General features: G+C 74.6%; 18 protein-coding genes. 3 read left to right on the top strand and 15 right to left on the bottom strand.

Features of this window, described 5'->3' with window-relative positions; translation table 11 throughout:
- The 4 genes from FHN55_RS17665 to glmU form a co-directional block, all read right to left on the bottom strand.
- The coding region (locus tag FHN55_RS17665; protein ID WP_139713653.1) for a 50S ribosomal protein L25/general stress protein Ctc at positions 1 to 451 on the bottom strand (451 nt) is incomplete at its 3' end.
- Positions 452 to 624: 173 nt separating this feature from the next.
- Complete coding sequence (locus FHN55_RS22875) at positions 625 to 852, bottom strand: hypothetical protein (protein WP_180357925.1); 228 nt, start codon at positions 850 to 852, stop codon at positions 625 to 627.
- A 62-nt stretch (positions 853 to 914) separates the two neighbouring features.
- Positions 915 to 1,895 carry a ribose-phosphate diphosphokinase gene (locus FHN55_RS17675; protein ID WP_139713655.1) on the bottom strand — a complete coding sequence of 327 codons (981 nt, stop codon included), beginning with the start codon at positions 1,893 to 1,895 and terminating at the stop codon, positions 915 to 917.
- Entirely contained in the window at positions 1,892 to 3,391 is a 1,500-nt protein-coding gene (glmU, locus tag FHN55_RS17680; protein WP_139713656.1) for a bifunctional UDP-N-acetylglucosamine diphosphorylase/glucosamine-1-phosphate N-acetyltransferase GlmU, read from the bottom strand. The genes FHN55_RS17675 and glmU overlap by 4 nt, the downstream gene beginning before the upstream one ends.
- 460 nt (positions 3,392 to 3,851) lie before the next feature.
- On the opposite strand from glmU, the gene FHN55_RS17685 reads away from it, so the two are divergent.
- The 3 genes from FHN55_RS17685 to FHN55_RS17695 all read left to right on the top strand — a co-directional run bounded on the left by FHN55_RS17685 (position 3,852) and on the right by FHN55_RS17695 (position 6,269).
- A complete protein-coding gene (locus tag FHN55_RS17685) occupies positions 3,852 to 4,913 on the top strand; it encodes an acyltransferase family protein (RefSeq protein WP_139713657.1) in 1,062 nt (353 codons plus the stop codon).
- Positions 4,914 to 5,070: 157 nt separating this feature from the next.
- Positions 5,071 to 5,841, top strand: a complete 771-nt coding sequence (locus FHN55_RS17690) for a CDP-alcohol phosphatidyltransferase family protein (RefSeq protein ID WP_180357926.1) — start codon at positions 5,071 to 5,073, stop codon at positions 5,839 to 5,841.
- Positions 5,838 to 6,269 (top strand): adenylyltransferase/cytidyltransferase family protein, encoded by a 432-nt coding sequence (locus FHN55_RS17695; RefSeq protein ID WP_139713658.1) that lies wholly within the window; start codon positions 5,838 to 5,840, stop codon positions 6,267 to 6,269. The genes FHN55_RS17690 and FHN55_RS17695 overlap by 4 nt, the downstream gene beginning before the upstream one ends.
- A gap of 98 nt (positions 6,270 to 6,367) precedes the next feature.
- Here the strand turns inward: FHN55_RS17695 and FHN55_RS17700 are convergent, their stop codons facing one another.
- The 11 genes from FHN55_RS17700 to FHN55_RS17750 all read right to left on the bottom strand — a co-directional run bounded on the left by FHN55_RS17700 (position 6,368) and on the right by FHN55_RS17750 (position 26,326).
- Positions 6,368 to 7,786: a polysaccharide biosynthesis tyrosine autokinase gene (locus FHN55_RS17700; RefSeq protein ID WP_139713659.1), complete on the bottom strand. Its 1,419-nt coding sequence runs from the start codon at positions 7,784 to 7,786 to the stop codon at positions 6,368 to 6,370.
- A gap of 40 nt (positions 7,787 to 7,826) precedes the next feature.
- On the bottom strand, positions 7,827 to 9,203 hold the full coding sequence (locus FHN55_RS17705; RefSeq protein ID WP_218974797.1) for a hypothetical protein: 1,377 nt from the start codon (positions 9,201 to 9,203) through the stop codon (positions 7,827 to 7,829).
- Between the two features lie 7 nt (positions 9,204 to 9,210).
- Positions 9,211 to 10,167, bottom strand: a complete 957-nt coding sequence (locus FHN55_RS17710) for a glycosyltransferase family 2 protein (protein WP_139713661.1) — start codon at positions 10,165 to 10,167, stop codon at positions 9,211 to 9,213.
- Entirely contained in the window at positions 10,164 to 11,297 is a 1,134-nt protein-coding gene (locus FHN55_RS17715; RefSeq protein WP_139713662.1) for a glycosyltransferase, read from the bottom strand. The genes FHN55_RS17710 and FHN55_RS17715 overlap by 4 nt, the downstream gene beginning before the upstream one ends.
- A complete protein-coding gene (locus FHN55_RS17720; protein ID WP_180357927.1) occupies positions 11,294 to 12,739 on the bottom strand; it encodes a lipopolysaccharide biosynthesis protein in 1,446 nt (481 codons plus the stop codon). The genes FHN55_RS17715 and FHN55_RS17720 overlap by 4 nt, the downstream gene beginning before the upstream one ends.
- Positions 12,736 to 13,926, bottom strand: a complete 1,191-nt coding sequence (locus FHN55_RS17725) for a glycosyltransferase family 4 protein (RefSeq protein ID WP_218974798.1) — start codon at positions 13,924 to 13,926, stop codon at positions 12,736 to 12,738. The genes FHN55_RS17720 and FHN55_RS17725 overlap by 4 nt, the downstream gene beginning before the upstream one ends.
- 127 nt (positions 13,927 to 14,053) lie before the next feature.
- A complete protein-coding gene (locus FHN55_RS17730) occupies positions 14,054 to 20,512 on the bottom strand; it encodes a PKD domain-containing protein (RefSeq protein ID WP_139713665.1) in 6,459 nt (2,152 codons plus the stop codon).
- Positions 20,513 to 20,793: 281 nt separating this feature from the next.
- Positions 20,794 to 21,438 (bottom strand): DUF4352 domain-containing protein, encoded by a 645-nt coding sequence (locus FHN55_RS17735; RefSeq protein ID WP_139713666.1) that lies wholly within the window; start codon positions 21,436 to 21,438, stop codon positions 20,794 to 20,796.
- A 72-nt stretch (positions 21,439 to 21,510) separates the two neighbouring features.
- Complete coding sequence (locus FHN55_RS17740; RefSeq protein WP_218974799.1) at positions 21,511 to 22,710, bottom strand: DUF1972 domain-containing protein; 1,200 nt, start codon at positions 22,708 to 22,710, stop codon at positions 21,511 to 21,513.
- Positions 22,711 to 22,838: 128 nt separating this feature from the next.
- Positions 22,839 to 24,968 carry an alginate lyase family protein gene (locus tag FHN55_RS17745; RefSeq protein ID WP_139713667.1) on the bottom strand — a complete coding sequence of 710 codons (2,130 nt, stop codon included), beginning with the start codon at positions 24,966 to 24,968 and terminating at the stop codon, positions 22,839 to 22,841.
- 83 nt (positions 24,969 to 25,051) lie between these two features.
- On the bottom strand, positions 25,052 to 26,326 hold the full coding sequence (locus tag FHN55_RS17750; protein WP_139713668.1) for an alginate lyase family protein: 1,275 nt from the start codon (positions 26,324 to 26,326) through the stop codon (positions 25,052 to 25,054).
- Between the last annotated feature and the right edge of the window lie 55 nt (positions 26,327 to 26,381).

A 26,381-nucleotide genomic window follows, 5' to 3' on the forward strand; every position in this document is an offset into this window, starting at 1 on the left:
CGGCCTGGAGGCCCTCGACGTCCACCTCGATGACCTCGGGCAGGTTCGTCGCCTCGGCGGTCACGGCCAGCGTGCCGGACTCGACGGAGACCACGGTCTGCGGAGCGGCCTCACCGGTGGTGCGGACGGGGACCTGCACCTCGATGCGCTCGCCGCGGCGCACGACGACGAGGTCCACGTGCTCGATCTCGCGGCGCACCGGGTCGACCTGGACGGCCTTGACGACGGCCAGCTGCGTGCCGCCGCCCTCGAGCTGCAGGTCGACGAGGGCGTTGGGGTTCTTGACCAGCAGCATCGTGTCGTGGCCCGGCAGGGTCACGTGCAGCGGGTCCTGCCCGTGGCCGTAGACCACCGCGGGGATCTGGTGCGCGCGGCGGATGCGGCGGGCGGCGCCCTTGCCGAACTCGGTGCGGGCGGCGGCAGCGAGCTGCGTGCCGGTGCTCTTGGCCATGACGGGTCTCCTGGTGGTCCGGGCTTGTCAGACGGTCTCCGCTGCCCCGGCGCTGGACCGGGGGGCGGGCCGGAGTGCACCGACCACCGCGTCGATCACGGAGCGGGCCCGCCCGCAGGCGGCACCAGCCACCCGTCGCGCAGGCCCCTCCCTCGCCGAGGAGCGGTGACAGCCTACCGGCTGGCCGCCGGTGCCACGACGAGCCGGCCGACCAGCGCCACGCACAGCGCCCACGCGAGACCCACCAGCGCGTCGCCGAGGTGGACGCCGTGGCTCCACGTCAGCGGCAGCACGACCGGACCCTGGAAGCGGTGGTCACCCACCACCACGGCGAGGGCCAGCACTGACACGACGCCGACCACGACGAGACCCATGAGGGCCTTGCGCAGGAGGAGGGGCACCGCGCCACGGTAACCGCGCCCCCGCGCGCGGTGACCGCGGCGAGGGGCCGTCCGGGCGAGCGTCAGCTGTTGCCGTCGAACAGGCTCGTGACCGAGCCGTCGTCGAACACCTCGCGGATCGCCCGGGCGATGAGCGGGGCGATGGACAGCACCTTGAGGCTGGGGAACTGGTGCGCCGGCGGGATCGGCAGGGTGTTGGTGACCACGACCTCGGAGATCGGGCTGTCCTTCAGGCGCGCGGCCGCGGGACCCGACAGGATCGGGTGCGTCGCCGCCACGATGATCTCCCGGGCGCCGTTGTCCTTGAGCGCCTGGGCCGCCTGCACGATGGTGCCGCCGGTGTCGATCATGTCGTCGACCAGCACGCAGGTGCGGCCCTCGACGTCACCGACCAGCTCGTGGACCTGCACCTGGTTGGGGCGGTTGGGGTCGCGGCGCTTGTGGATGATCGCCAGCGGGGCGCCCAGCTTGTCGGACCAGACGTCGGCCAGGCGGACGCGGCCCGCGTCCGGGGACACCACGGTGATCATGCTCGCGTCGGCGACCCGGCCGCGCACGTAGTCGGACAGCAGCGGCAGCGCCCAGAGGTGGTCGACCGGGCCGTCGAAGAAGCCCTGGATCTGCGCGGTGTGCAGGTCCACCGACATGAGGCGGTTCGCGCCGGCGGTCTTGAACAGGTCCGCCATGAGGCGGGCGGAGATCGGCTCGCGGCCGCGGTGCTTCTTGTCCTGGCGGGCGTAGCCGTAGAACGGGGCGACCACGGTGATGCGCTTGGCCGAGGCGCGCTTGAGCGCGTCGACCATGATGAGCTGCTCCATGATCCACTGGTTGATGGGCGCGCAGTGGCTCTGCAGCACGAACGCGTCGCAGCCGCGCACGCTCTCCTCGAACCTCACGTACGTCTCGCCGTTGGCGAAGTCGTAGGCGGAGGTCGGCACCAGCGCCGCGCCCAGCTCGGAGGAGACCTCCTCGGCGAGCTGGGTGTGGGCCCGCCCGCTGATGAGGACCAGCCGCTTCTCGCCCTGGGTGGTGATGCCGGTCATGCCTGCTCCTCCTGCTCGTCCCGCGCGTCCGCGGGCCCGTCCGTGGCTGCTGTGCGCGCGGCTGCCGCCGCGCGGGCCGACGCGCTGCCGGGGCGCTTGCGCTCCGTCCAGCCCTCGATGTTCTTCTGCCGCCCCCGGCCCACGCCGATGGCGCCGGGCGGCACGTCGTCGGTGATGACCGACCCGGCCGCCGTGTACGCACCCGCGCCGACCTCCACCGGGGCCACCAGCACGCTGTCGCTGCCCACGAAGGCGGCGTCACCGACCACCGTGCGGCTCTTGGTCTGCCCGTCGTAGTTGGCGAAGATCGTGGCGGCGCCGATGTTGGCGCGCTCACCGATCTCGGCGTCGCCGACGTAGGACAGGTGCGGCACCTTGCTGTGAGCGCCGATCACCGCGTTCTTGGTCTCGACGAAGGCACCGATCTTGCCGTCGGCCCCCAGCCGGGTGCCCGGGCGCAGGAAGGAGAACGGGCCCACGCTCGCGCCGGCGCCCACCACGGCGAGGGTGCCGTGCGTCCGCTGCACCACGGCCCCCTCCCCCACCTCGCAGTCGGTGAGGGTGCTGTCGGGTCCGACGACGGCCCCGGAGGCGACGCTGGTGGCGCCGAGCAGCTGCGTGCCGGGCAGCAGCGTCACGTCCGCGCCCAGGTCGACGTGGACGTCCACCCACGTCGTCGCCGGGTCCACCACCGTCACGCCGGCGCGCATGTGCGCCTCCAGCGTGCGGCGGTTCAGCGCCGCGCCCAGCGCCGCCAACTGCACGCGGTCGTTGACGCCCTCCACCTCGCTGCTGTCGGCCACCGGGCGGGCCGCCACGCGGTGGCCCTCCTCGCGGGCCAGCGCCAGCACGTCGGTGAGGTACACCTCGCCCTGCGCGTTGCCGCGCCCGACCCTGGGCAGGGCGGCCGCGAGCACCGCGGCGTCGAAGGCCCAGATGCCGGTGTTCACCTCGGTGATGGCGCGCTGCGACTCGCTGGCGTCCTTCTGCTCGACGATCGCGGTCACCCCACCGGCGTCGTCGCGCAGGACCCGCCCGTAGCCCGTCGGGTCGGCGAGCACGGCGGACAGCACCGTCACGCCGTGGCCCCCGGCCTCGTGGGCCTCGACGAGGTCGACCAGGGTCTGCGCGCGCAGCAGCGGCACGTCGCCGAAGGTCACCACCACGGTGCCGGTGAGCGGGCCTGCGCCCTCGCCCCGCTCGCGCGCCAGGGCGTCCAGCCCGCACTGCACGGCGCGGCCGGTGCCGGGCACGTCGTCCTGGTCGGCCACGAGGACGTCGGGGTCCACCTCGAGGGCGTGCGCGGCGACGCGCTCGCGCTCGTGCCGCACGACGACGACGAGGCGCCCGGGCAGCGCGCCGCGCGCCGCCGTGAGCGCGTGCCCCAGCAGCGAGCGACCGCCGATCGCGTGCAGCACCTTGGGGGTCGCCGACCGCATCCGGGTGCCCTCCCCTGCGGCGAGGACGACGACGACGGCCGGGCGGGTCGAGCTCACGCGCACGCGCTCCCTGGCGAGGGGGTCGGGGTACGTCCCCGGACACTACCTGTGCCGGGGCGCCGTCCCGGCCACGCCCTGCTGCGGCGGCGCACCCGCCCGGGCCCTCGCGGACCCGGGTCCGCGGCTCCCCCGCGAGGAGTCGAACCTCGGCGTAGTTATCCAAAGTAACTCGTGCTGACCGTTACACCACGGGGGATCCCGTCAGCGGTCGCGTGCTCCGCTGACTGCACGACACCCTTCCACGTCCCCTCGAGCCGGCGGTACCAGCTCGCGCCCTTCGTGACGGTGATGACGCGGCAGCAGCGGTCGTGCGGCGACCGGCTGCGCGGTCTGCGGCGCGGCGGGGTCAGGCGTCGTCGTGCCCCTGTGCGACGGACGGTCGACACCGCTCCTCCCATCAGGCGAACCCTGTCCTCGGCGCACCCGCTGGCGCCTCCGGGGGCGCCACCCTGCGCGGATGACCTCCACCTCGCCGGCCGTCCCGCGGGCGGGGACCAGCTCCTCCCGGGTGGGGTGGGTCGACGCCGCCAAGGGCATCGCCATCGTGCTCGTGGTGCTCCACCACAGCCTCCAGTGGCTGGCCGACTCGCGCGGCGCCCCTCCGGTGCTGCTGGCCCTCGACGAGCAGCTGAGCACCTTCCGGATGCCGCTGTTCTTCCTGGCGTCGGGGCTGTTCGCAGCCCGCCCGCTGCGCGCCGGTCTGCGCGTGGTGGTCCGGCGCCGGGTGGCCACCTACGCCTGGGTCTTCGCCGTCTGGTCCACGCTCGGCGTCGTGGCGGCGGCCACGGGCTTCTCCGACCGCCTGGAGCACTCCCTCCCCGTCGCCTGGCTCCTGGGCTTCGTGGAGCCGTCCAGCAAGCTCTGGTTCCTCTACGCGCTGGCCCTCTACTCCCTGGTCGCGGCCCTGGCGGTCCGGGTGCCGGCCGCCTGGCAGATCGGTGCGGCGACGGCGCTCTCGGTGGTCGTGGGCAGCGGCGTGCTGCCGGTGGACGGCTACGTCTGGCGGGCGATGGCCATCAACCTCGTCTTCTTCCTCGTCGGCGTCCACGGCTCCGCGCTGGTGCGGCGGCTGGCCGAGGCTCTGCCGCTCCTCGCGGTGCTGGGGGCGGCCGCCGCCTACGTCCTGCTGTCCCTCTGGATCGGGGACCGCGAGGTGGTGGGCTCGCGACTGGTGCTGTCGGTGCTGGCGCTGGCCACCGGCGTCGGGATCGCCGTGGCGCTGAGCCGGAGCCGCGCCGGGCGCGCCGTCGAGTGGCTGGGCCAGCGCACGCTGCCCGTGTACGTGATGCACACGCTGTGGATGAAGGTGGTGGGCCGGGCCGCCAACACGTGGGCCGAGGGCGCTCCCGACGCGCTCGTCGTCGTCCTGGTCCTCGTCACGGCCGTGGCCCTGTCGCTCGCGACGCACGCCGTGCTGGTGCGGATGCGCTGCCGGTGGCTGTTCGCCCTGCCCTCCGCGTGGGCCCTTCCCGCTCAGGGCGCCACGTCCGGAGCAGCCACCACGGGCAAACGGGTGTGACTGCTGGTGCGGCAGTGACAGGCCTCCCGTGTGCGGACACGATCTCCAGCAGAGCCGGCGCCCACCCCGCCAGCGCCACGGCGCTCCCGCGCTGGGCGCCCTCCGGCCCCGGCACGGCCGCTGCAGCTCCCCCCGTCCCACCCACCGAGGAGGTCTCGTGACCAGCACGCTCGCGCTGTCGCGGCCCACGTACGGCGAGTCCGTCGAGCGGCTGCGACACGCCCAGAAGTCGGCGAAGGGCGCCCCCGCCTACTCGCGCTTCGTGAACCGGCCGCTGGGCCGGCGGCTCGCGGCCCTCGCCCACGTGGCGGGTCTCACCCCGAACCAGGTCACCGCCCTCTCGGCGGCGGCGACGGCCTCGGCGATCGCCGTCCTCGTGCTGGCGCCGTCCGAGTGGTGGAAGGGCCTGGTGGTGGCGCCGCTGCTGGCCCTCGGCTACGCGCTCGACGCCGCGGACGGCCAGCTGGCGCGCCTGCGCGGCGGCGGCACCAAGGCCGGCGAGTGGTTCGACCACGTCGTCGACGCCGCCAAGACCTCGTGCCTGCACCTCGGCGTGGCCGTCGGCGCCTACCTCACGTTCGACCCCCGCCCCGAGGCGTGGCTCCTGGTGCCCCTGGTCTTCGCCGCCGTGGCGAGCACCTGGTTCTTCACGATCATCCTCAACGACCACCTCCGCCGGCTCGCAGGCACTCGCGACGTGCAGGCCACCGTCGCCTCGGGCGAGGCGCGCCAGCACTCCGCGCTGCGGTCCCTGGCGTCGTCGCCCGTCGACTACGGCGTGCTGTGCCTGCTGTTCCTGCTGGTGGGCGCACCCGTCGTCTTCGTGTGGGGCTACACCCTGCTGGCGGCCGGCTTCGTCGCGGTCACCGCGGCGTCGATGGTCGCGTGGTTCCGGCAGATCTCGACCCTGGACGGAGCGGCGGCATGATCACCGGCTACACGACGGGCGTCTACGACCTCTTCCACATCGGCCACCTCCGGCTCCTGGAGCGCGCGAAGGAGCACTGCGACCGGCTCGTGGTGGGGGTGACGACCGACCAGCTGTCGCTGGCGGTCAAGGGCAAGACGCCCGTCATCCCCTTCGACGAGCGCCGGGCCATCGTCTCCGCGCTCTCGTGCGTCGACGAGGTGGTGCCCCAGACGTCCATGAACAAGCGGGAGGCCTGGGAGGCGGTCCGCTTCGACGTCATGTTCGTCGGCGACGACTGGCGCGGGACGCCGAAGTGGGTGGCCCTCGAGGAGGAGTTCGCCTCGCTGGGCGTGCGCATCGAGTACTTCGCCTACACCGACCACACCTCCTCGACGCTCCTGCGCGCGGCGCTGTCCACGCTGCAGAGCACCGGCAGGTCCGGCTGACTGAGCCGGGAGACGGACGACGACGAGGGGCTGGTCCCGGCNNGCCGGGACCAGCCCCTCGTCCTTGTCGCGGCGCCGCCGAGCCGGAGCCGCCGAGCTCAGGAGCGGGTCCGCGCGGGCGCCCGCCGCCTCCCGAGGGCGCGGAGGCGCCGACGCCCCCCGGACCGCTCCTCGTGCCCGTAGCCGTACCCGTACCCGTACCCCGCGCTGAGGGAGCGGCGGGGCACGAACGTCAGCACGGTGCCCAGCAGCCTCCCCTGGGACGCCGTGAGCCGCTCCACCGCCGCCTGGACCTGCTGGCGCTTGGCCCGGTCGTGGCGCACCACCAGGAGCGCCCCGTCGGCGGCGTTGGCGAGGATCCCGGCGTCTGCCACGGGCAGCACCGGCGGCGCGTCGATGACGACGACGTCGTTCTCCGCGGCCAGCTTGGCGAGCAGCACCTCCATCTGGTGCGAGCCGAGCAGCGTGGCGGGGTCCGGTGGCGTCCGCCCGGCGGCCAGCACCGACAGCGAGGGGGTGACCGAGGGCTGCAGCAGGTCCTCCAGGGCAGCAGCTCCGGAGAGGACGTCGGTGAGGCCGGCCCCGCCCTCCAGCCCCAGGTACGTCGCGATCGCGGGACGGCGCAGGTCGGCGTCCACCAGCACCACCCGCTGACCCGCCTGGGCCAGGGCGATCGCGAGGTTGCAGGCGGTGGTCGACTTCCCCTCCGAGGGCGTCGCCGAGGTGACCACCACGGTCCGCGGCGGCGCGTCGACGTCGACGAACCGGAGGTTGTCGCGCACCGAGCGGTACGCCTCGGCCCACAGCTGGCCAGGCTCCACCGCGGTGACGGACTCGGCGGCCCTGCGGTCGGCGGTCACCACTCCCAGGGGACTCGTGCCGAGGAACTCCTGCAGCTCCTGGGCGCCGTGGACGGTGCTGTCGAGCTGGTGGCGGGCGATGGCGAGGCCGAGGCCCACGAAGGCGCCGAGGAGGAGGCCGACGGCCAGGTCGGTCGACAGCCGCGGCGAGATCGGGCGGGTCGGCGCCGTGGCGGGCTCGATGACGGTGACCTTCACCGTGGAGGCCTCGGACGGCGCCGGCCGCTCGAGGTCCTCCACCACGACGGCGAACTCGCGCGCCACCTGGTTGGCCAGCTCGGCTGCGGCGGCGCCCGTCGGTCCGGTCGCGGTGATGTTCACCAGCACGGTCCCCTCGGGGCTGGAGGCCGTGACGCGTCGCTGGAGGCTCCCCACCGACTCGCCTCCCCCGCGGGCCGCGGCGACGGGACCGAGGACCTCGGAGCTGGTGGCCACCGAGACGTAGGAGGCGACCCGCTGGAGGGTGAACTGCGAGCCCTGGAAGGCGGTGCCCGTCTGCTGGCCCGCCGAGGTGGTGACGAACGACTGCGCCGACGCCTGGTAGACGGGCTCGGTGAGCGCGGACCGGACGCCGGCCACGCCTCCGAAGACGACCATGACGACGACCACCAGCACCCAGCGCCGCCGGAGCATCACCAGGAACTCGTGCAGCGTCACTCGGTCCTCCAGGCGCTTTCCCCGGGGGCTCGCTACCCCCTCAGAGGACCATCGGCACGTGGACGCCCGCTGTTGAGCGGTCGTCCCTCCTCGGCGCCGGGGACGCAGGGCGCTCGACCCGCTCGGGCGTCAGGGACAGGCCCAGGACGAGCATGAGGAGGGCCACCGCGGGCGGCCACGTGAAGACGTCGAAGAGCATCATGGTCACGGCGCAGCACCACACCGCCGGCCTCAGCCCGGGCCGCCCGCCGGTCAGGGCCAGCAGCAGGGCCCCGAGGAGCAGTGCCAGGCCGACCAGGCCCGCCTGGGCCAGCAGGGAGACGTACTGGTTGTCCACCGCGGTGAGCCCGTCGTTGTGCAGCAGGCCCTCCGCCGTCAGCCGGCCCACCGACCCGAAGCCGTTGCCCAGCAGGACCTCCGCGAGCCCCTGGTGCGACAGCAGCGCCTGGACCGCCACCAGAGCCCCCACCCGGTGCGTGTAGGAGCCTGACCCCGCAGCGTCGCTCACGGCGTCGCCCGCGGCGCTGAGCGCGAGGGCGACGCTGCTGGCCACGAGCGCCGCGGCGGCGTACAGGCGCAGCGGTCCCGGGCGCCGCCCGGCCCAGAGCACCAGCACCAGCACACCGAGGGCCAGGGAGGCGCGCGCGCCCGCCATCACCAGCCCCCCCACCAGCGGCAGGAGCAGCACCGCGCGGACCCGCGCGCTCACCAGCAGCGGCCCCTTCACCAGCAGCGAGATCCCGATGAGCAGCAGCAGCCCCAGCGGCAGGGGGTGTCCGAAGGTGCCCTGGGAGCGCGTGGAGCCCGCCCCCAGGAGCTCGTTGCCGAAGGGCATCGGCGTGCCGTCCGCGTCCACCAGGGCGGACACCCAGAGGGGTCCGGGGAAGACCAGGGGCTCCAGCAGCGCGAGCAGCCCCTCGACGACCGCCAGCACGACGACCGAGGCGGCGACGGTCGCCCGCCCGCGCTCGTCGAGCTGCGCGGCGTAGCAGAAGGGGACGAGCGCGGCGACAGCGCTGACGGCCAGCCTGGTGCCCGCGCCGCTGTCCGGGCTGCCGAGGGTGGCGGCCAGGAGCACGGCGAACAGACCGAGCACCAGGGGGTTCCCCGTCGGCAGGCGCAGCCGTCCTGGTCCGAGCAGGGCTGCGACGCCGAGCGCCACCGACCCGGCGAGCACCACCCGCAGCGGCAGGCTGGACGGCAGCCGCGTCACGGGGACCGCGACCCACAGCAGCAGGGACGCGACGACGACGCGCTCCGCGCGCCGGGCGGGGTCGCCCTGCAGCACCACCGCCGCGCACGTGACCGCGACGACCAGGAGCGCCAGACCGGTGGCGGCCGTCGTGCGCCCCGCGAGGGCGACGAAGACGACGAGCAGTGCGCCGGCGAGGGCCGGCAGGAGCACCCCGGGCCTCACGGCCGCGTCACCGCCGGTACTCCGCGTACGTGCCGCCCACGGCGCCGGCCACCATGCCCGCCCCGCGGACCGCGGTGCGGACACCGCGGGCCTGGTGCTCCGGCGAGCGCAGCAGCGTGCCGGCGGCGGCGCGCGCGCCGCCGGCGCCGATGCGCAGCGCCCCCCGGGCGACGAGCCTCGTCCAGGTGGCGGTGCGGGCCGCGCGACCGGCGGTCAGCGCCAGGCTGGTCCTGCTCCAGGAGTTGCCGCTGCGCAGCGCCCTGCGCACCACCCAGGAGGCGGTGCAGCGCTGGGCCGGGACCTGGTCGACGACGACCGCCTCGTCGCACCAGACCAGCAGGTGGCCCGCGGCGGTGAGCTGCCGGGTGAAGAGGGTGTCCGAACCCCCGGAGGTGCCGAAGCGCTCGTCGAAGGCCAGGCCGAGCTCCCTCACCGGCGGCATGTGGAGCAGGAGGTTGTTGGTGGCCGCCGCGGGGAGCGGGCTGCCGGTCCGGTGGCGCTGGCGCACGAAGAAGCCCCCCGCCACCACCCACGGCGTCAGAGGCGCCTCGAAGGTGGAGACCACCGCCCCCGCCACGCCTGCGGCCCCCGGGTGCTCCTCGAAGGTGCGCACCAGCAGCTCGAGCCAGTGCGGCTCGGGCACCTCGTCGTCGTCGATGAAGACCAGGAGCTCCGCGGCGCCGGCGCCCTGCAGGGCCCGGTTGCGCGCGGCGGCGATGCCGGGGCGCGGCTCGTGGAGGTAGACCACCTCTCCGACCCCCGCACCGGCGGCGAAGGCCTCGACCGCGGCGCACGCGCCGGCCTCGGGGTCGTTGTCGACGACGAGGACCCCCGCACGGCGGTGCAGGGCGCCCGTCTGCTCCAGGAGCCGGGGCAGCAGCGCCAGGAGCAGGTCGGTGCGGCGGTAGGTGAGCACCGCGACGACGAGGTCGGCGGGGTGGTCTGCGGCAGGCGTGCGGGTCACAGGGCGCTCCTGGGCTGCGGGGTGCTGGGGCGGGCGGGCTGCGGCTCCCCGGCCACGGCGGCGAGGACCTGCGCCCGGAAGGCCGGGGAGACGGCCTCGGGGGTGAAGGTGCTCAGAGCGCGGGCTCGCGCTGCAGCTCCCCGCAGCGCCCGCACCCGCGGGTCGCGCAGCTCCGCGAGGGCCTCGGTGAGCGCGTCCACGTCACCGGGGGCGACGAGGGAGCCGGCGCCGTCGAGGGCCCACCTCAGCGGCGGCAGGTCGGAGGCGACGACGGGGCGGCCGTGCACCAGCGCGTCGACCAGCTTCACCGGGAGCTGGGCGCGGGCCCAGGTCTCGGCCAGGCTCGGCAGGGCGACGACGTCGGCGGTGGCCACGAGCTCTGCTCCGCGGGCCATGGAGGTGGTGCCCCACCAGCGCTCCCAGGGACGGGCGTCGGGCGGCTCGGGCCCGGTCACCTCCAAGCGGAAGCCGTCGCCGGCGAGGCGGGCGACGGCCTCGCGCAGCTGCTCCACGCCCTTGTGCCCGCGGGGAGACCCCACGAAGCGGACCACGGTGGTGCCGTCCGCGACGCTCTCGGCGCCAACCTCCTGGCGGGGCGGCGGCACCGAGCGCACGTGGGGCACGAGGAGCCCGCCGTACCAGTCCTGGAGCACGGGGTTGCTCACCATGACGCGCTGGGCGCGGGCCTCCCGGCGCAGCTGCACGATGCGACGGGTGTAGGGCTTGAGCAGGTAGCGGGCCACCAGCTCGTGGCGCGGGAGCCAGGTGACGCGGACCTCGTAGTCGGGGTCGTCCACGTCGAGCACGAGCGGTGTCCCCGTCGACCGGCTCGCGTCCAGGGCCACGCCGAAGCTCGAGGGCAGCAGCTTGACGGCCACGACGACGTCGGCGGCCGAGACCTCGTCGCGCACCGCGGCCTCGCGGGCCTGCGCCGACGCTCCTCCGGCCGGGAGCACGCAGTCGGCGGCGAAGGCGTCGTCGGCCAGCGGTGACCAGATCCGCTCGCCCTTCACGCCGACCACGCGGCACGTCCACCCGAGGTGGCGCGCGAGCACCCAGAGGCAGTACGTGCGCCCCAGGGAGTTGTTGTCGAAGTTTGGCGTCACGAGGACCACGCGCAGACCGCTCACCGGGCCACCTCCCTCAGGCGCGCGGTGGCGCGCTTCGCCGCCGCCGGGTGCACGACGCGCAGCGCGGCGAGGGCGACCACCACGAACACCAGCGACCCCGCGGCCAGGGTCACCACGGTGCCCGTGAGCGCCGCCGCGACCGCCAGGTAGGCGACCGAGCCGGCGGCGGCCGCGGTGGCGGCGGGCGCCAGCGCGCGCAGCTGGGCCCCCACGGTGACGCCCGTGACGCGGCGCTGGACGGCGAGGAAGACGGGCGTCATCAGCAGGCCCGCGGTGGCGTAGCCGACGGCCACGCCGAGGATGCCGAAGGGCAGCCCGGCGACGATTCCGACCACCTGCACGCCCGTGGAGACCAGCTCGAGGCGGAGCGTGGTGCCGGCGCGCCCGAGGGCCGAGACCAGGGACGGGGTGATGTAGAAGACCGTCTCGCGCGCTCCCGCCAGGGCCAGGACCGTCATGACCGGCGCCGCGGGCGCCCAGGCCGGACCGAGGACGAGGTCGACCGCCTCCGGCGCGGCGCAGGCCACCAGGGCCATCACCGGCACCGCCAGCAGCGCCACCAGCTCGGTGCCGGCCACCAGCGCCCTCGCCACCGCCGGCGGGTCGTCCGCCATCCGCGAGAAGGCGGGGAACAGCGTGCGCTTCACGGTCTGGCCGAGGAGCTGCACCGGGATGACCAGCACCCGGTACGCCATGGCGTACTGCGCCAGGGCCTCCAGGCCGAGCACCTTGCCGACGAGCACGTTGTCGGTGTTGCGGGAGAAGTAGGCGACCGCGTTGGCGCCGAAGACGCGCGCGCTGAAGGGGAGCAGCACCCGCAGGGGGCCCAGGGACGCGCCGGGCAGCGGTCCGCGGGCGGCGACGAGCAGCACCGCCGCCACCACCGCGTCGGTGGTGAGCACCTGCGCCAGGACCGAGGTGTAGCCGGCGCCGCTGAAGGCCGCGCCCAGGCCGACGGCCACACCGCAGACGGCCCCCGCCACGTCGCCCACCGCGACCGGGCGGAAGTCGAGCGCGCGGGAGAGCAGCGCCCGCGGGGCGACGGCCAGGGCCTTGAGCACCAGCCCGGCGCCCAGCACGCGGAACGCGAGGGACAGCTCGGGCGCCGAGAAGAAGTCCGCGAGGGCCGGAGCCAGCACCCAGGTCAGCCCCCCGAGGACCAGGGCGACGACGACGTTGAGCGTGGCGACCGCGCGCCCCGCGCCCTCCGGCAGGTCGCGGCGCTGGACGAGGGCCGCCGACAGGCCCTGGTCGAGCAGCAGCGCGGTCAGGGTGGCGTACACCGTGGCCGCGCTGACCAGCCCGAACTCCTCCGGGCCGATGATCCGCGCCAGGACCACGGCGAAGAGCACCTGCGCCAGCTGGCGCCCGAACACCGAGACGGCGCTCCACCGCGTCGCGCGCGCGGCGGTGCGGCCCGCGAAGGCGACCGGGGCGCTCACCGCGCTGCCACGGCGCTGGAGGGGACCCCGGCCGCCCGGGCGACCTGCTCCGCGAGGCGCTCGCGGTACCCGGCGGGGGCGTGCCGCTCGGCCGCGAGGAGCGCGTCGCGCAGGGCCTGCTCGCGCACCTCGGGCCACGCGTCGACGAGCTCGGCGACGGCGTCGGCCACGGCGACGCCGGAACCCGGGGTGACGGAGCGGCACGACGGCGAGCCGGCGACGGCCTCGAGCAGTCCGCTCGTGGCGCTGGCCACCACGGGCCGCGCTGCCAGCCTGCCCTCGACGGCGGTGTTGCCGAAGGGCTCGTCCAGGCGGGAGGGCACCAGCAGCACGTCGGCGGACGCCAGGTGGTCCCAGACGGCGTCCGAGAAGCCGTGGCGGCGCACGCGGCCGGCCAGCTCCGGCGCTGCGGCGGCGCGGTCGAGCTGCTCGACGAACCACTCGTAGCCCGGGAAGGCGCTGCCCACCACGTCGAGCTCCGCGTCGAGCCCTCGGCGGCGCAGCTCGGCAGTCGCCTCGACGGCCACGTCGACCCCCTTGCGGGAGGACAGCCGACCCACGTAGAGCAGCCGCACCGGGCCCGTGAGCTCCTCGCGCGGTGGCACGACGGCGGCGGGGCCGGGGACGCCGTTGAGGACGACCTCGCTGCGGCGGGCGAGCCCGGGGACGGCGCGGGTGAGCACACCGAGGCTGAAGTCGCTGTTGACCACGACGCGGCGGGCCAGCAGCAGTGGCGCGTTGAGCGCCAGGCGCACGGGGGCCGGGGCGGAGGCCTCGGCCTCGTGGACGTGGACGACGACGGGGACGCGCCGCAGGGCGCCGGCGAGCAGCCAGACCGGCACGGTGAGGGTGCTGACGTAGAGGACGGCCGGGCGCTCGCGGCGCAGGAGCCGCACGAGCGCTGGCAGGCTGAGCAGGGTGCGGGCGGACAGGGCCAGCAGGCCGCGGGGGCTCATGGCCGCCTTGCGGAGGACGGGGACGTCGAGGACCTCGACCTGCGCCCCGGCGTCCTCGAGGGCGCCGCAGAGAGGACCGGTGCCAGGCAGGACGACGACGGTCCGCCACCCGCGCTCCACCAGCGCCGCCACCGACTCCAGCAGCACCCGGTCGGAGCCGTAGAGCTCCGCGCCCGGGTGCGCCACCACCGCGGTGCGACCGCCGGGGCCGGGGTCTGTCCTGTTCGCCACGCCGTCTCCTCCTGCTGGGGTGCTCACCGGGATCAGCCCCTCCTGCGGACACATCGACAGGCGGGCGCCTCCGGTGAAGCCGGAAGCGCCCGCCCGCCCTCGACGGCCCAGTGCCGCCGCGGCGCCGTCAGACGGCCGTGGTGCTGCTGAACCCGCTCCAGCGGATGGTCAGCGGAGCCGCCGTGGAGCTGCCGGAGAGGTAGCTCGAGACGCCCAGCCCCCCCGCCACCTGGAGGGCGGCGGTGGAGTCGGTGGCCTCGAGGGTCCAGGCCGTGGGCTCGGCGGTGCCGGTGGCCCAGACCTTGACCCGCACCGTGGTGGGGCTGGTCCCGGTCACCTGGAGCCGGACCGACAGCGAGCTGCCGGCGGAGTAGGTGGTCGGAACCACCGTGTCGGCGGCCAGGACCGAGTCGCTGCTCGCGCCCTTGAGCGCGGTCAGGCCCACGGAGACCTTGCCCCCCGACAGGAGCTTCACCTTGGCCCGGTAGTCGGCCGTGCTGCTGATCCGCCGCCCGGACAGGTAGGTGAAGAGGCCACCCCCGTCGGCGAGGCGGTCGGGGGACAGCTGCACCACGGTGTCGGAGCTGGTGCTGCGGACGGTGTTCAGGTACGCGGAGACGGTGCTCCCGGCCGCGGGGACCACGGCCTGGCCGGCGCCGCCGGTCACCGAGAAGTTCCCCGCGCCACCGCCCACGGTCCACGCGCCACCGGTGTCAGCGCTGCCCCAGCCACCGGTCGTGGTGCGACCGAAGGAGTCCTGGGCCAGCACCGTCGTCGCCGGCGGCGTGGTGGGCGGCGGTGTGGTGGTCGCGCTGACCGTCACCGGCGTCGTGACCGTGCCGGTCGCGCCCTTGTCGTCGGTCACCACCAGCGTCACCTGGTAGGTGCCCGCCGCCGCGTAGCTGCGCTGCGCGGTGCGCCCCGTGCCCGTCGTCCCGTCGCCGAAGTCCCAGGCGTAGGACGCCACGGTCCCGTCGGCGTCCTTGGACCCCGAGGCGTCCAGGGAGGCCGTCAGCCCGTCGACGGCGCTGGTGAACGCCGCCGTCGGAGCCTGGTTCGCCGCGGGCGGCGGCGTGGTGGCGGTGCTGCTGCGCGCCACCAGGTCGTCGAAGCGGGCCGTCACCGGGGCGTTGGTGGCGCTGCCCGAGACGTAGGTCACCAGGCCCAGGCCACCGGCCGCCTGCAGGGCTGCGGTGGTGTCCGTGGCCGTGACCGCCCACGTCGCGGGCTCGGCGGTGCCGGCGATCCACGCCTTCGTGCTGAGGGATGTGGTACCGCTGCCCGAGACCTGCAGGCGGACCAGCAGCTGCTGACCGGCGGCCAGCCTCAGACCCGTCGGCGAGACGGACCCGAGCGAGGTCTCGACGCCGCCGGCCACACGGGTCAGCGACAGCGTGACCGTGCCGTTGGAGGCCACCTTCACCTTGGTGCGGTAGTCGGCGCTGCCGACCCGGCGCCCGAGCAGCGACACGTACGTGCCGCCGCCGGTGGCCGGCTTGTCGAGGACCACCCCGACCTGGACGTCGGCGTCCGTGGAGGACGCTCCCGGCAGGTAGGCGGAGACGGTGCTCCCGGCCGCGGGGACCACGGCCTGTCCGGCACCGCCGGTCACCGAGAAGTTCCCCGCGCCACCGCCCACGGTCCACGCGCCACCGGTGTCAGCGCTGCCCCAGCCACCGGTCGTGGTGCGACCGAAGGAGTCCTGGGCCAGCACCGTCGTCGCCGGCGGGGTGGTCGCGCTGACCGTCACCGGCGTCGTGACCGCGCCGGTCGCGCCCTTGTCGTCGGTCACGGTCAGGGTCACCTGGTAGGTGCCCGCCGCCGCGTAGGTGTGCTGGGTGGTGACGCCGGTGCCGCTGGTCTGGTCACCGAAGTCCCAGGCGTACGAGGCCACCGTGCCGTCGGAGTCCCTGGACCCCGAGGCGTCCAGGGAGGCCTTCAGCCCGTCGGCGGAGCTGGTGAACGCCGCGGTCGGGGCCTGGTTGGCAGGCACCGGGCGGGTCACCTCGACGTCGCGGGTCACGGAGCCCGTGGCGCCCTTGTCGTCGGTCACGACCAGCTTGACCTGGTACGTGCCCGCCGCCGCGTAGGTGTGCTGCGCGGTTCGCCCCGTGCCCGTCGCCCCGTCGCCGAAGTCCCAGGCGTAGCTGGCGACCGTGCCGTCGGAGTCGGCGGACGCCGAGGCGTCGAAGCCCACCTGCAGGTTCGCCGTGGTGGCGGTGAAGGACGCGGACGGCGCCTGGTTGGTCGGCGTCGGCGCGGTCGTGACGACCGTCTGGCTCGTCGTCCCGGTGAGGCCCTTGTCGTCGGTGACGACCAGCGTCACCACGTGCGAGCCCGCCGTCGTGTAGGTGTGCCTCGGGCTCACCCCGGTGCCGGTGCTGCCGTCCCCGAAGTCCCAGGCGTAGGAGGCCACGGTCCCGTCAGCGTCCCGAGAGCCGGAGGCGTCGAACGCCGCCGACATGTCCGTGACCGCCGCCGTGAACGCCGCGGTCGGCGCCTGGTTGGCAGGGGCCGGTGCCCCCTTGGTGAAGTGGTCGGTGACGGTGGACGCACCGAGCACCTTCGAGTAGATCGCGACCTCGTCGACGGAGCCGTCCACGAAGCCGTTCTGCGTCGGGCCCCAGCTGCTGTCGCCGCCGACGCGCCAGTAGCCGCTGTACGACTGGGCCCGGGTCTGCGGGTTGGTGCCCACCGACTGCCCGTCGACGTACATCGCCATGCCGGCCGGCCCCTGCGTGGCGACCAGGTGGTGCCACTTGCCGTCGTTGTAGGCGGTGGAGGTGTCGACCCGGTTCTCCTGACCGGTCCAGACCCCGAAGTGCAGGGTCCCGTCCGTGTTCATGATGACGTGGCGGTCGTAGTTCCCGCTGTACCCGGCGCCGTCACCGTCGCCGAAGCCGATGAGCTTCCCACCGCGGGCGCTGGTGGTGTTGAACCACAGCTCCAGGGAGTAGGTGGTCGGGCCGTCGAGGCGCTGCGGGTCGACGACGGTGCTGCCGACCTGGCCGTCGAGGGTCGCCCCGGTGCCGGCGCCGACCGCGGCGGAGACGCCAGGGGCGCCGGTGCGGACGCCACCGCGGACGACCCCGGTGTTCCCCAGCCCGCTCGAGTCGGTCGCCGCGGTGGAGCCGGGGGCGTCGTCGAGGCGGTAGTAGGCGTCGGGCCCGGCCTCGAAGACGGCCTTGCCGTAGGCGTCGGCGGGAGCCGTCACCGCGGAGTCGCGGACCTGGACGCTCTGGGTGGTCGAGGCGCTGGCGCCCTTGTCGTCCGTGGTGGTCAGCGTGACCGCGTAGGTGCCGGGCGCGGCGTAGGTGTGCTGCGCCGTGGCGCCCGTGGCCGTGCCCCCGTCCCCGAAGGTCCAGGCGTAGGCGGAGACGGTCCCGTCGGCGTCGGTGGTCCCCGAGGCGTCCACGGAGAGCCTCAGCCCCGTGGCCGTCGCGGTGAAGGACGGCGTCGGTGCGGTGTTGCCTCCGGCCGCCCGGTAGTGGGCGGCGACGTCGGAGGCGCTCAGCGACCGGTTGTAGACCGCGGCGTCGTCGATGGTGCCGTCGAAGAAGCCGTTGTCCGTGTTGTCCCAGCCGGTGTCACCGCCGACCCGCCAGTAGCCGGAGTAGGACTGCGCTCCGGTCTGGGGGTTGGAGGCCACCAGGGCGCCGTCGACGTAGAGGGCCATGCCCGCTGCGCCCTGGGTGGCGACCATGTGGTGCCAGGCGCCGTCGTTGTAGGACTTGCTGCTGGTGGCGCGGTTCTCGTTCCCGGTCCAGGTGCCGAAGAACAGGGTGCCGTCGCGCTTCATGATGACGTGGCGGTCGTTGGACCCGCTGTAGCCGCTGGGCTGGTCACCGAAGCCGATGAGCTTGCCGCCGCGGCTGCTGGTGGTCTTGAACCACAGCTCCTCGCTGTAGGCGGTGGGGGCGTCGGTGCGGACCGAGCTGGCCAGACCACCGCCCTGGGAGCCGTCCAGCCGGATGCCGGTGCTCCCCGCGATGCCGGGGACGCCCGCAGCACCCAGGGCAGCGCTGCCGTTCAGGACGGCCGGGGTGCTGCCGTCGGGGCCGGAGTCGGCCAGCGAGGTGCCGGACGTCTCCTGCAGGCGCCAGAAGGCCCCGGGGTCCGAGCCGTAGACGGCCTTGCCGTAGTCGTCGGAGGGGGCCGCGGGTCCCGCGGCGGTGCGGCCGCTGGCGGTGAAGTGGGCCTGGACCTGCGCCCGGCTCAGCGCACCGGCGTAGACGGCGACGTCGTCGATGGCCCCGGCGAACCCGGCGCTCGAAGGCGCAGCCGGCCAGCCGTTGAGGTTGTCCCCGCCGACCCGCCAGTAGCCCTGGTAGTCGTAGCCGGTGAAGCCGCTCCCGGCGCTCGCCACCCGCACGCCGTCGACGTACAGGGCACCGGCGCCGCCGGTGGCCGTCGCGACGACGTGGTGCCAGGCACCGTCGTTGTAGCTCTTCGCGGAGGTGATGGCGGCGACCCCGCCGTTGTAGACGCCGAACGTGAGTCGGCCGTCGTCGCTCATGTACACGTGCCGGTCGTAGTCGGAGCTGAGGTCGGAGCGCGATCCGCCGAAGCCGACGATCTTGCCGCCGGAGGTGGACGTCGTGTTGATCCACGCCTCCACCGAGAAGTCCTTCGGGGCGGCCTGCGGCGTGGTCGTGGTCGCCGGGACCGTCGGCTCGTAGTTCGAGCCGAACCTCACGCCGTCGATGGTGGTGCGGGTGACCCCGGTGAAGGTGGTGGCCGTGTCGGCGTCACCGGTCGCACCGGCGGTGCCGCGGGTCTCGGAAGCGTCCACCGAGAGCGTCTGGGCGGCGGCGTTCGTGGAGCTGGAGAAGCCCGCGGTGCCGCGGGCCTCGCCGAGGCGCCAGTAGTCGACGGGGGCGTCGGCCTGGACCGCGTCGCGGTAGGCGCTGGCCGGCAGTGCCGCGGTGGCGGTGGCCGCCACCGGCGCACTGGTCACGACGTTGCCGGACCCGTCCGTCACGCGGATGCGGTAGGAGGTCGCCGTCCCGATGACGGGCGAGGGGTCGACGAGGGTGATCCTCGGCCGGTCCCAGGTCTTGGTGGACAGCGTGGTGCTGGTGACCACGGTGGGGCTCGCGGCCGGTCCGCGCAGGAGCTCGTAGGTGAGCTGGGCGTCGTCGCGGTCCCACGCGGAGACCATCGAGACGCTCACCGTGCCGGGCGCGGTGGTGGCCGCGTCCGGGGTGACGCCGCCGACACCCTGGGCGCCCTGCTTGTTCGGCGCGACCGAGCGCACGGCGAAGCGGGTGAGGCCCTGCTGCGCGACGTTGTTGACGCGGGGGAACTCGCCACCCATGACGAGGTACTTGTCGTTGCCGGCCAGCGACCAGGCGGCCTGGTTGGCCCCCGTGAAGGTCCCGGCGTTGAGGGTCGGGAGCCAGTGCAGGAGCGCCGGCGCGGGCTGCCCGCCCTGCCAGCCGTAGGCGTTGGTCCGGTTGACCGCGCCTGAGGGGGCGATGGTCATCGCGAGGGCGTTCTGGTAGGCCCGGGGCGCCTGCTCCGGCAGGCCGTTGTCCAGGGCGGAGCAGTCGTGGGAGTGCCCCACCGTGTAGAGCACGCCGCCCAGCGGGAACGCCGAGTGGGTGTCACCGAGGCAGCCGTTGACCCACTGGAGCCTGCCGCCGTCGGCGCTCGCCGAGAACGCCGTCTCGAAGTTGCCCGAGGGCCTGTCGAAGTTGTAGCCCGTGGCGAAGACGTTGGTGCCGTCGTTGGTGAGGCTCGTGATGCCCGAGCCGTCGCCGTAGTCGTTGACGGTGTTCTGGACGTCCCACGGCAGGGATGCGCCGGAGGTCAGGTCCACGGCGGCGCTGCCGAGCCGCCGGTCGCCGTTCACGGACGTGAAGCGACCACCGACCACCAGCTCGGGCACGCTCGACGGGGCCGTCATGGACAGGACGTCACCGTCGGCCGAGGGAGCCCACGGGAGCAGGGAGCCGTCGGTCGCGCTGAACGCCGCGAGGCGGTTGCGGGCCTGCTGGGCGCCGGAGGGCCCGGCGGCGGTGAAGGAGCCACCCACGTAGACGGTGTTGCCCACGGCGGTGATGGAGCGCACCTTGTCGTTCAGCGCGGGCGCCCAGGTCCTGACGACGGCGCCGGTGGTGGCGTCCAGTGCCACGATCCGCTGGCGGCCGTTGCTCGACGCGACGGTGAACCCACCACCGACGTAGATGGTCCTGCCGTCGGGGGACGCGGCGATCGCCAGGCCGGCGCCGTTGATGGTCGGCGCCCACGACGTGATGAGGTTGCCGGTGGTGATGTCGTACGCGAGCAGGTTCCTGCGCGCGGTCTCGTTGGTGCCTGCGGCCGCACCGGCCGGCCGGGCGGCGGTGAACTCGCCTGCGACGTAGACCGTGTTGCCTACGACCACCTGGGACCACACGACCCCGTTGACCTGCACGGTGGGGAGCGCGTCAGCGGTGACCGTGGCCGGCTGGGCGGCGGGGGTCTGCTCACCGGCGGCCTGGGCGGACACGGCCACGAGGGGCAGAGCTCCCGCGCTCACCACCAGCGCGAGAGCGCCGGCCACCGCCGTGCGCGCTGTGCGCTTCGATCGAAGGAAGTCCATCGACGCTCCATCTGTCGGCCACACGCTGTGCGGCCCCCCGAACGCGCACCCGGAGGGGCGGCGCTGTCAACGGGGTCGACGGTAAGAAGGAGATCGTCTGAGTGTCACGCTCCGTGAGGGGGGAACGACCCGGATGGAGCAGTGGCGTCACTCCTCGGACACCCAGCGGCAACTTCAGGCCGTCTCGGTCTTCTCACGACAGGCCCTGTGTCACCCCGCGTCACGGTCCGACGCGGTGTCGGCCACTGCGCGTCACAGCTGACTGTCACCGTGCGTGCAGGTCAGCTCCGCACGACCACAGCGGCGCTGGAGCTGTTCGACGTGATGGTCAGCACCAGCGACCCGCGGTCGGCCTCCGGCACCGCGAAGGCCCAGACGCCCTCCCCCGAGGCACCGGGCGCCAGCACGCCGGTCGGGAGGTCGGCGGGAGCTCCGGTGGTCGAGCTGGCGGCGAGGTCGTCGCCGTAGGCGGCGGTCACGGTCAGCCCGGAGAGGTCCACGGGCTGCTCCGAGCCGTTCTCCACCTCCACGGCCACCGCAACGCCGGCGCCGGAGGCGTCCCCGGGCCCGCCGGACTCGAGCTGGGCGGCGCGGACCCCGGTGACGGTCACACGGAGCCCGTCGCCGAAGTCGGCGGCGCTGCCGACCTCGACCGCAGGCAGCGTGGTGGCGCCCACCACGGGTGCCGTGGCGGGCGGGGGCCCGCTGTAGCTCGGCGACTCGGAGGTGGACGACGGCCGGGGCGAGGGGGCCGTGCTGGACGTGCCGGGCGTGGACGCGTCCGAGGACGCCGGCGACGTCGGGGAGGGCTCCTCACCGCCACCGCCCGTGCACCCGCCGAGGAGCAGGACGGCCCCGAGGGCGGAGACGACGGTCAGGCCGCGCAGCCGCGCGGTGGTCGCGGAGCGGTGCTCGGAGGTCCCCACGGGTCGATCAGACCACGCCTCCCCGCCCCAGGTCCGTCCGACACGCGCCCGCGCGGGCCGTTCGGACCTCTGTCAGGACCGGGCGACCGGCCCCGCGGCAGCGGGGCGGCGGTCGCGCAGCGAGGCGAGCTGCCGGCAGAGGCGCTCGTACCCGTCGGCCACGACGTCCCAGTCGTAGCCGGTCGCCCGCTCCCGAGAGCCCTTCGCCCTCAGCGCTGTGCCCTCGGAGTCCGCCTCGGAGGCCTCGACCGCGGACCGGACGTCGGCGGCGGAGGTCCAGAAGCGTCCGGTGTCACCGAGCACCTCGCGGTTGAATCCGACGTCGAAGGCGTCGACGGCGGTCCCGGCGCCGATGGCGCGCAGGAGGGACGGGTTGGTCCCGCCGACGGAGTGCCCGTGGAGGTAGGTGTGCGCGCCGGCGTAGAGCTGGTCGAGCAGGTCCTGGTCCCAGACACCACCGAGGAAGGTCACGCGGTCGTCGGCCAGCGACCGCACCCTCGCGGTGTACGCGTCGGAGTAGGGCGCCGACCCGACCACCACGAGCGGCTTGCTGGCGCTGCTCGCCGCGTAGCCCTCGACGATGACGTCGACGTGGTTCTCGGGCTCGAAGCGGGCGACGACGAGGTGGTAGCCGCCGGGCACCAGGCCCAGCTCGGCGAGGCGAGCGGCGTCGCCGTCGCCCTCGACCACCGGGGCGCCGTACGTGATGAGGCTCGTGGGCACCCCGAAGCGCTCGGCGTAGTAGTCCTGGATCCCGACGGCGTCGGCGATGAGTGCGTCCGAGAACCTCACGGCGAGCGCCTCGGCCTGGCGGTAGTAGCGCTGGCCGGTGGGTCCCCACTTGGCCCGCTTCCACTCCAGCCCGTCGACGTGCGTCGCCACGGGGATGCCGCGCGCGCGGATGATCGGCAGGTACGGCGCGTTGGCCGCGTTGAAGACCAGGGCGACGTCGGTGGGGTGGCGCACCAGGTGGGCCACCGAGGCGCCGGTGTGGCTGAGCGTCTCCAGCGTGCGCTGGCGCATCGCCGGCAGGTGCACCAGGCGCATGCCGCGGTAGGCGTCGAGGCGGTCGCCGTCGTCGTCGGCGGAGGCCCGGCGGCAGTAGACGACCACGTCGTGCCCGCGGTCGACGAGGCGCGCTCCGACCTCCTCGACGCAGGTCTCGAAGCCGCCGTAGTGGGCGGGCACGCCGCGGGTGCCCACCATGGCGATGGTGAGCCGCTCCCCGGTGCTCTCGCCGACCGGGGGAAGGGCGCGGTCCAGGACGCTCACGACGACTCCTCGCACCGAGCACGCGCGGCTCAGGTGTCAGAGGAGTGAACGGGTGGTGGACGCTCGACATGAGGGCCCTCGGGTGGGGGACACCCTTCTGCCGCTGTTGATCACCCGGTCGGCGGATCTCAGGAACCGTGCGTGAGGGTCGACCAGTTCATGAAGAGCTCGCTGCGGTTCTTGGGCCTGACGGTCTCGATCCACCGCCGGGTCTCCGGCATGGGCACGCCCTCGGCCACGGCGTAGTGGTGGTACCCCACCTCCCACCCCAGTCGGGAGGCCGTGCCGATGGTCTTCAGCGGCTGCGGGCACACCCAGCCGCTGGCGGCGGGGTCGTTGAGGAAGCGGGTGTTGTGCTCCATGGCGGCGACGAGGCGCTCCCGGCCCTCCCCGTAGAGGTCCACCCCCTGGATGGACGCGGTCTCAGCGCCGTTCAGGGCGGCGGCCACGCCCATGGTCATGTGGTCGGCGTCGCGGCAGGTCTCCTGCTGCAGGCCGTCGACGTAGCGGGTGGGGTGCTTCCAGTAGCCGGGCAGCCCGCGCTCGGTGATCACCGTGCCGGGTGGCACCACGGGCAGCGGACCGTCCGAGGACAGGTAGATGGTGGCGGGCAGCTGGCGCCGCCAGTCCCCCACCCCGTCCTCGAAGACCGCACGGTCGTCGAGGTAGACACCGATCGCGATGGTCGCGTCGGCCATGGACATCTGCCAGTTCGAACCGCCCCCGGTCCAGCCGTCGCGCACCATCGGCAGGAACGCCGCACGCAGCATGCCGCCGAACCGGTCTGCGCTGACCGGGTCCCACCCCGAGTCCGAGTGGCGCAGCAGCTCCGCGGCCTTGGGGAAGACCTCCCCGGCCCACGCCGCCTGGAGCCTGCCGTTCTTGTACAGGGCGGTGTCGAAGCGGTGCCCCTGGAGCGTCGACGACCACGCGTCGAGGATCTCGGCCGCCTTGTCGGCGTGACGTCGGTCCCCCGTCAGGCTCCAGAGCAGGGCGTGGGTGTACGCGGCCTGCGCGTCGTCGGTCTCGTCGGTGCAGCCCTCGTTCGGCTGGTTGTACGAGCCGCACCCGACCCAGGCGACAGGACGCGGCACCCAGTCGAGGCTGGCGAACCTCGACGCCCTCGTCCGGGCCAGGGCGCTGGTCCACGGCTCCGCACCACGGGCGACCTGCTGGCGGACGAACGCCAGCTGGCTCGCGCTGGTCATGATGCCGGGGTGCTGGAAGCCGGCGGGTGACGTGGTGACCGGGACGCCCGGGGCGGACGGCGTCGGCGCGGGCGGCTCCTGAGGTGTCGTCGACGGCACCTCCGAAGGCACCTCTGACGGGGTCGCCGGCACGGTGGCGGCGGGGTCCTCGCCGCCACCAGCGCCCGGTGCGGTCGCCGACGGCTCCGGGGAGGCGGGCTGCGGCGCGTCGGCGGGGGTGCCCGACGGAGCCGGGGACGACGCGGCCGGCACCTCGGAGGGCGCTGCGGCGTCGGCACCGGTGCTCCACCAGGCGGCGTCGGAGACGGTGACCGACTGCTGGGCGGCGGACGCGGCGAGGTAGCCGCTGAGCGCGCTCGCACCGGCCGCGGTGATGCGCGCGTCGTCGTCGTCGCTGGCCATGAGCTGCCAGTCCGGCGCCTCCTCCCCGTCCGTCCAGACGCGCGCCGAGAGCTCGACGGGGGACGTGCCCACCACCGCGAGCTCGCTGCGCAGCCCGCGCCCCGGGGAGGAGGCACCCAGGTACCCCGAGCTGGCGAGGACGGTCCGCCGTCCTCCCGAGTCCCGGACGAGCCTCGCGGCGACGTGGCCGTGCGCCCTCACGACGAGCACGAGGGCGTAGTGGTCGCCGTCAGGTGCGCGACGGGCCTCGGTCCTCTCGTAGAGCCCGCCCGCCTGGCCGGCCTCGTCGAGGAGGGTCGCGTGGCCGACCCTGACGTCGAGCGCGGGGCCTCCCGCCAGCTCCACGCCGTACGAGCCTCGTGGCAGCAGGGGGTCGACGACGAGCGCGCCGGCGTCCGGGCTGAGCACGGTGCCGGCGCTGCTCGAGGCCGACCCGTCGACGAAGCCCGTGGCCGTGGGGCGGTCGGCCAGCGCCGCAGCGGCCCGCGCGGCGACGTGCTGCTCGGGACTCCCGGAGCCAGCCCGCGCCGCCACCGGCCCGACGAGGACGCCGCCGAGGGCCACTGCGACGAGGGCCACGAGGAGCTGGGTCCTGGTGGTCGCGCGGGCGCGGTGCTGGCGTCGACCAGGTCGGGGGGCGTGCTCCACGGGGTCGACGCTAGGGAAGCCGGGTCCGCTTCGCGGCGTTTCTGCGGATCTGGTCGATCACCGCCGAGGGCGGCGCCCCGGCCTCACCCCGCCGCGTGGGTCAGGGTCTGCCAGTTCAGGTGGAGCTCGCTCCTGGTGGCTGACCGCTGGGAGAGCACGTAGGCGCGCGTCTGCGGGAGGCTCAGCCCGCGGTCGCCGGCGTAGTGGCTGTAGGCGATCTCCCACCCCTGGCGCACCGTGGTCCCGATGATCTTGGGAGGGTTGGGGCAGACCCACCCGGAGGCGGACTGGTTGGCCGCGAAGCGGGCGTTGTGCTCGAGGGCGGCCGTCAGGCGGCGCTGCTGCTCTCCGAACAGGTCGACCCCCTGGATCGACGCCGTCTCAGCGGCGTTGAAGGTGGCTCCGAGCCCCAGCACCGCGTGGTCGAGGTCCCGGCAGGTCTCCTGCTGCAGGCCGTCGACGTAGCGGGTGGGCTGCTTCCAGTACGCGTCGATGCCACTGGCCTTGATCGCCCGGGCCGGCGGCAGGAGGGGCTTGGAGCCGTCGGTGCTCAGGTACGCGGTGGACGGGACGGTGGCGCGCCAGTCCGAGACGCCGTCGTCGAAGACGGAGCGGTCGTCCAGGAAGACGCCGATGTTGATCGTCGCCTCGGCCATCGACATCATCCAGTTCGAGCCCCCGCCGGCCCAGCCGTCCCTCACCATCGGGAGGAAGGCGGTCCGCAGCATGGTCGAGAAGCGCTGGACGTCGGCGCTGGACCAGCCGGCCCCCGTGTGGCGGATGATCTCCGCGGCCTTCGGGAAGACAGAGCCCGCCCACGCGGCCTGCAGGTGGCCGTTCTTGTAGGTGGTGGTGTCGAACCGGTGGCCCTGGAGGGTCGCCGACCAGGCGTTGAGGATCTGGATGGCCTTGGCGGCGTGGCGCCGGTCACCGGAGTAGACCCACAGCAGGGCGTGCGTGTAGGCCGCCTGCGCGTCCCTCATCTCGGCGGTGCACCCCTCGTCGGGCCTGTTGTAGGAGCCGCACCCCACCCAGGCGACCGGCTGCGCGGTGTAGGAGAGGCTGCCGTAGCTGGAGGTGCGGGCCCGCTCGTAGGCGCTGGTCCAGGGCTCCGCGCGGGCGGCGATCTTGTTCTTGACGAAGGCGAGCTGGGCCGAGCTGGTGACGATCCCCGGGTGCGTCAGTCCCGACGCGGTGAGCGCCGCGTCGTCGAGGACCACGGCGCGACCGCCTCCCGACGGCTCCGCCGCGTCGTCCGGACGGGGCTCCAGGAGGAGCGCGGCGACGACCCCGACCACGAGGAGGAGCGCCCCGAGGGGGAGCTGGAGGGAGCGCGGCCGGCGTGGGGTCGTCTGCACGGCGGCCGACCATAGCGGTACGAACCGGACGTGCGAGTGAGCGAGCCCCGGTCCG

It is taken from the genome of Streptomyces sp. NP160, assembly GCF_006335115.1.
Taxonomy (GTDB): Bacteria; Actinomycetota; Actinomycetes; order Actinomycetales; family Quadrisphaeraceae; genus Quadrisphaera.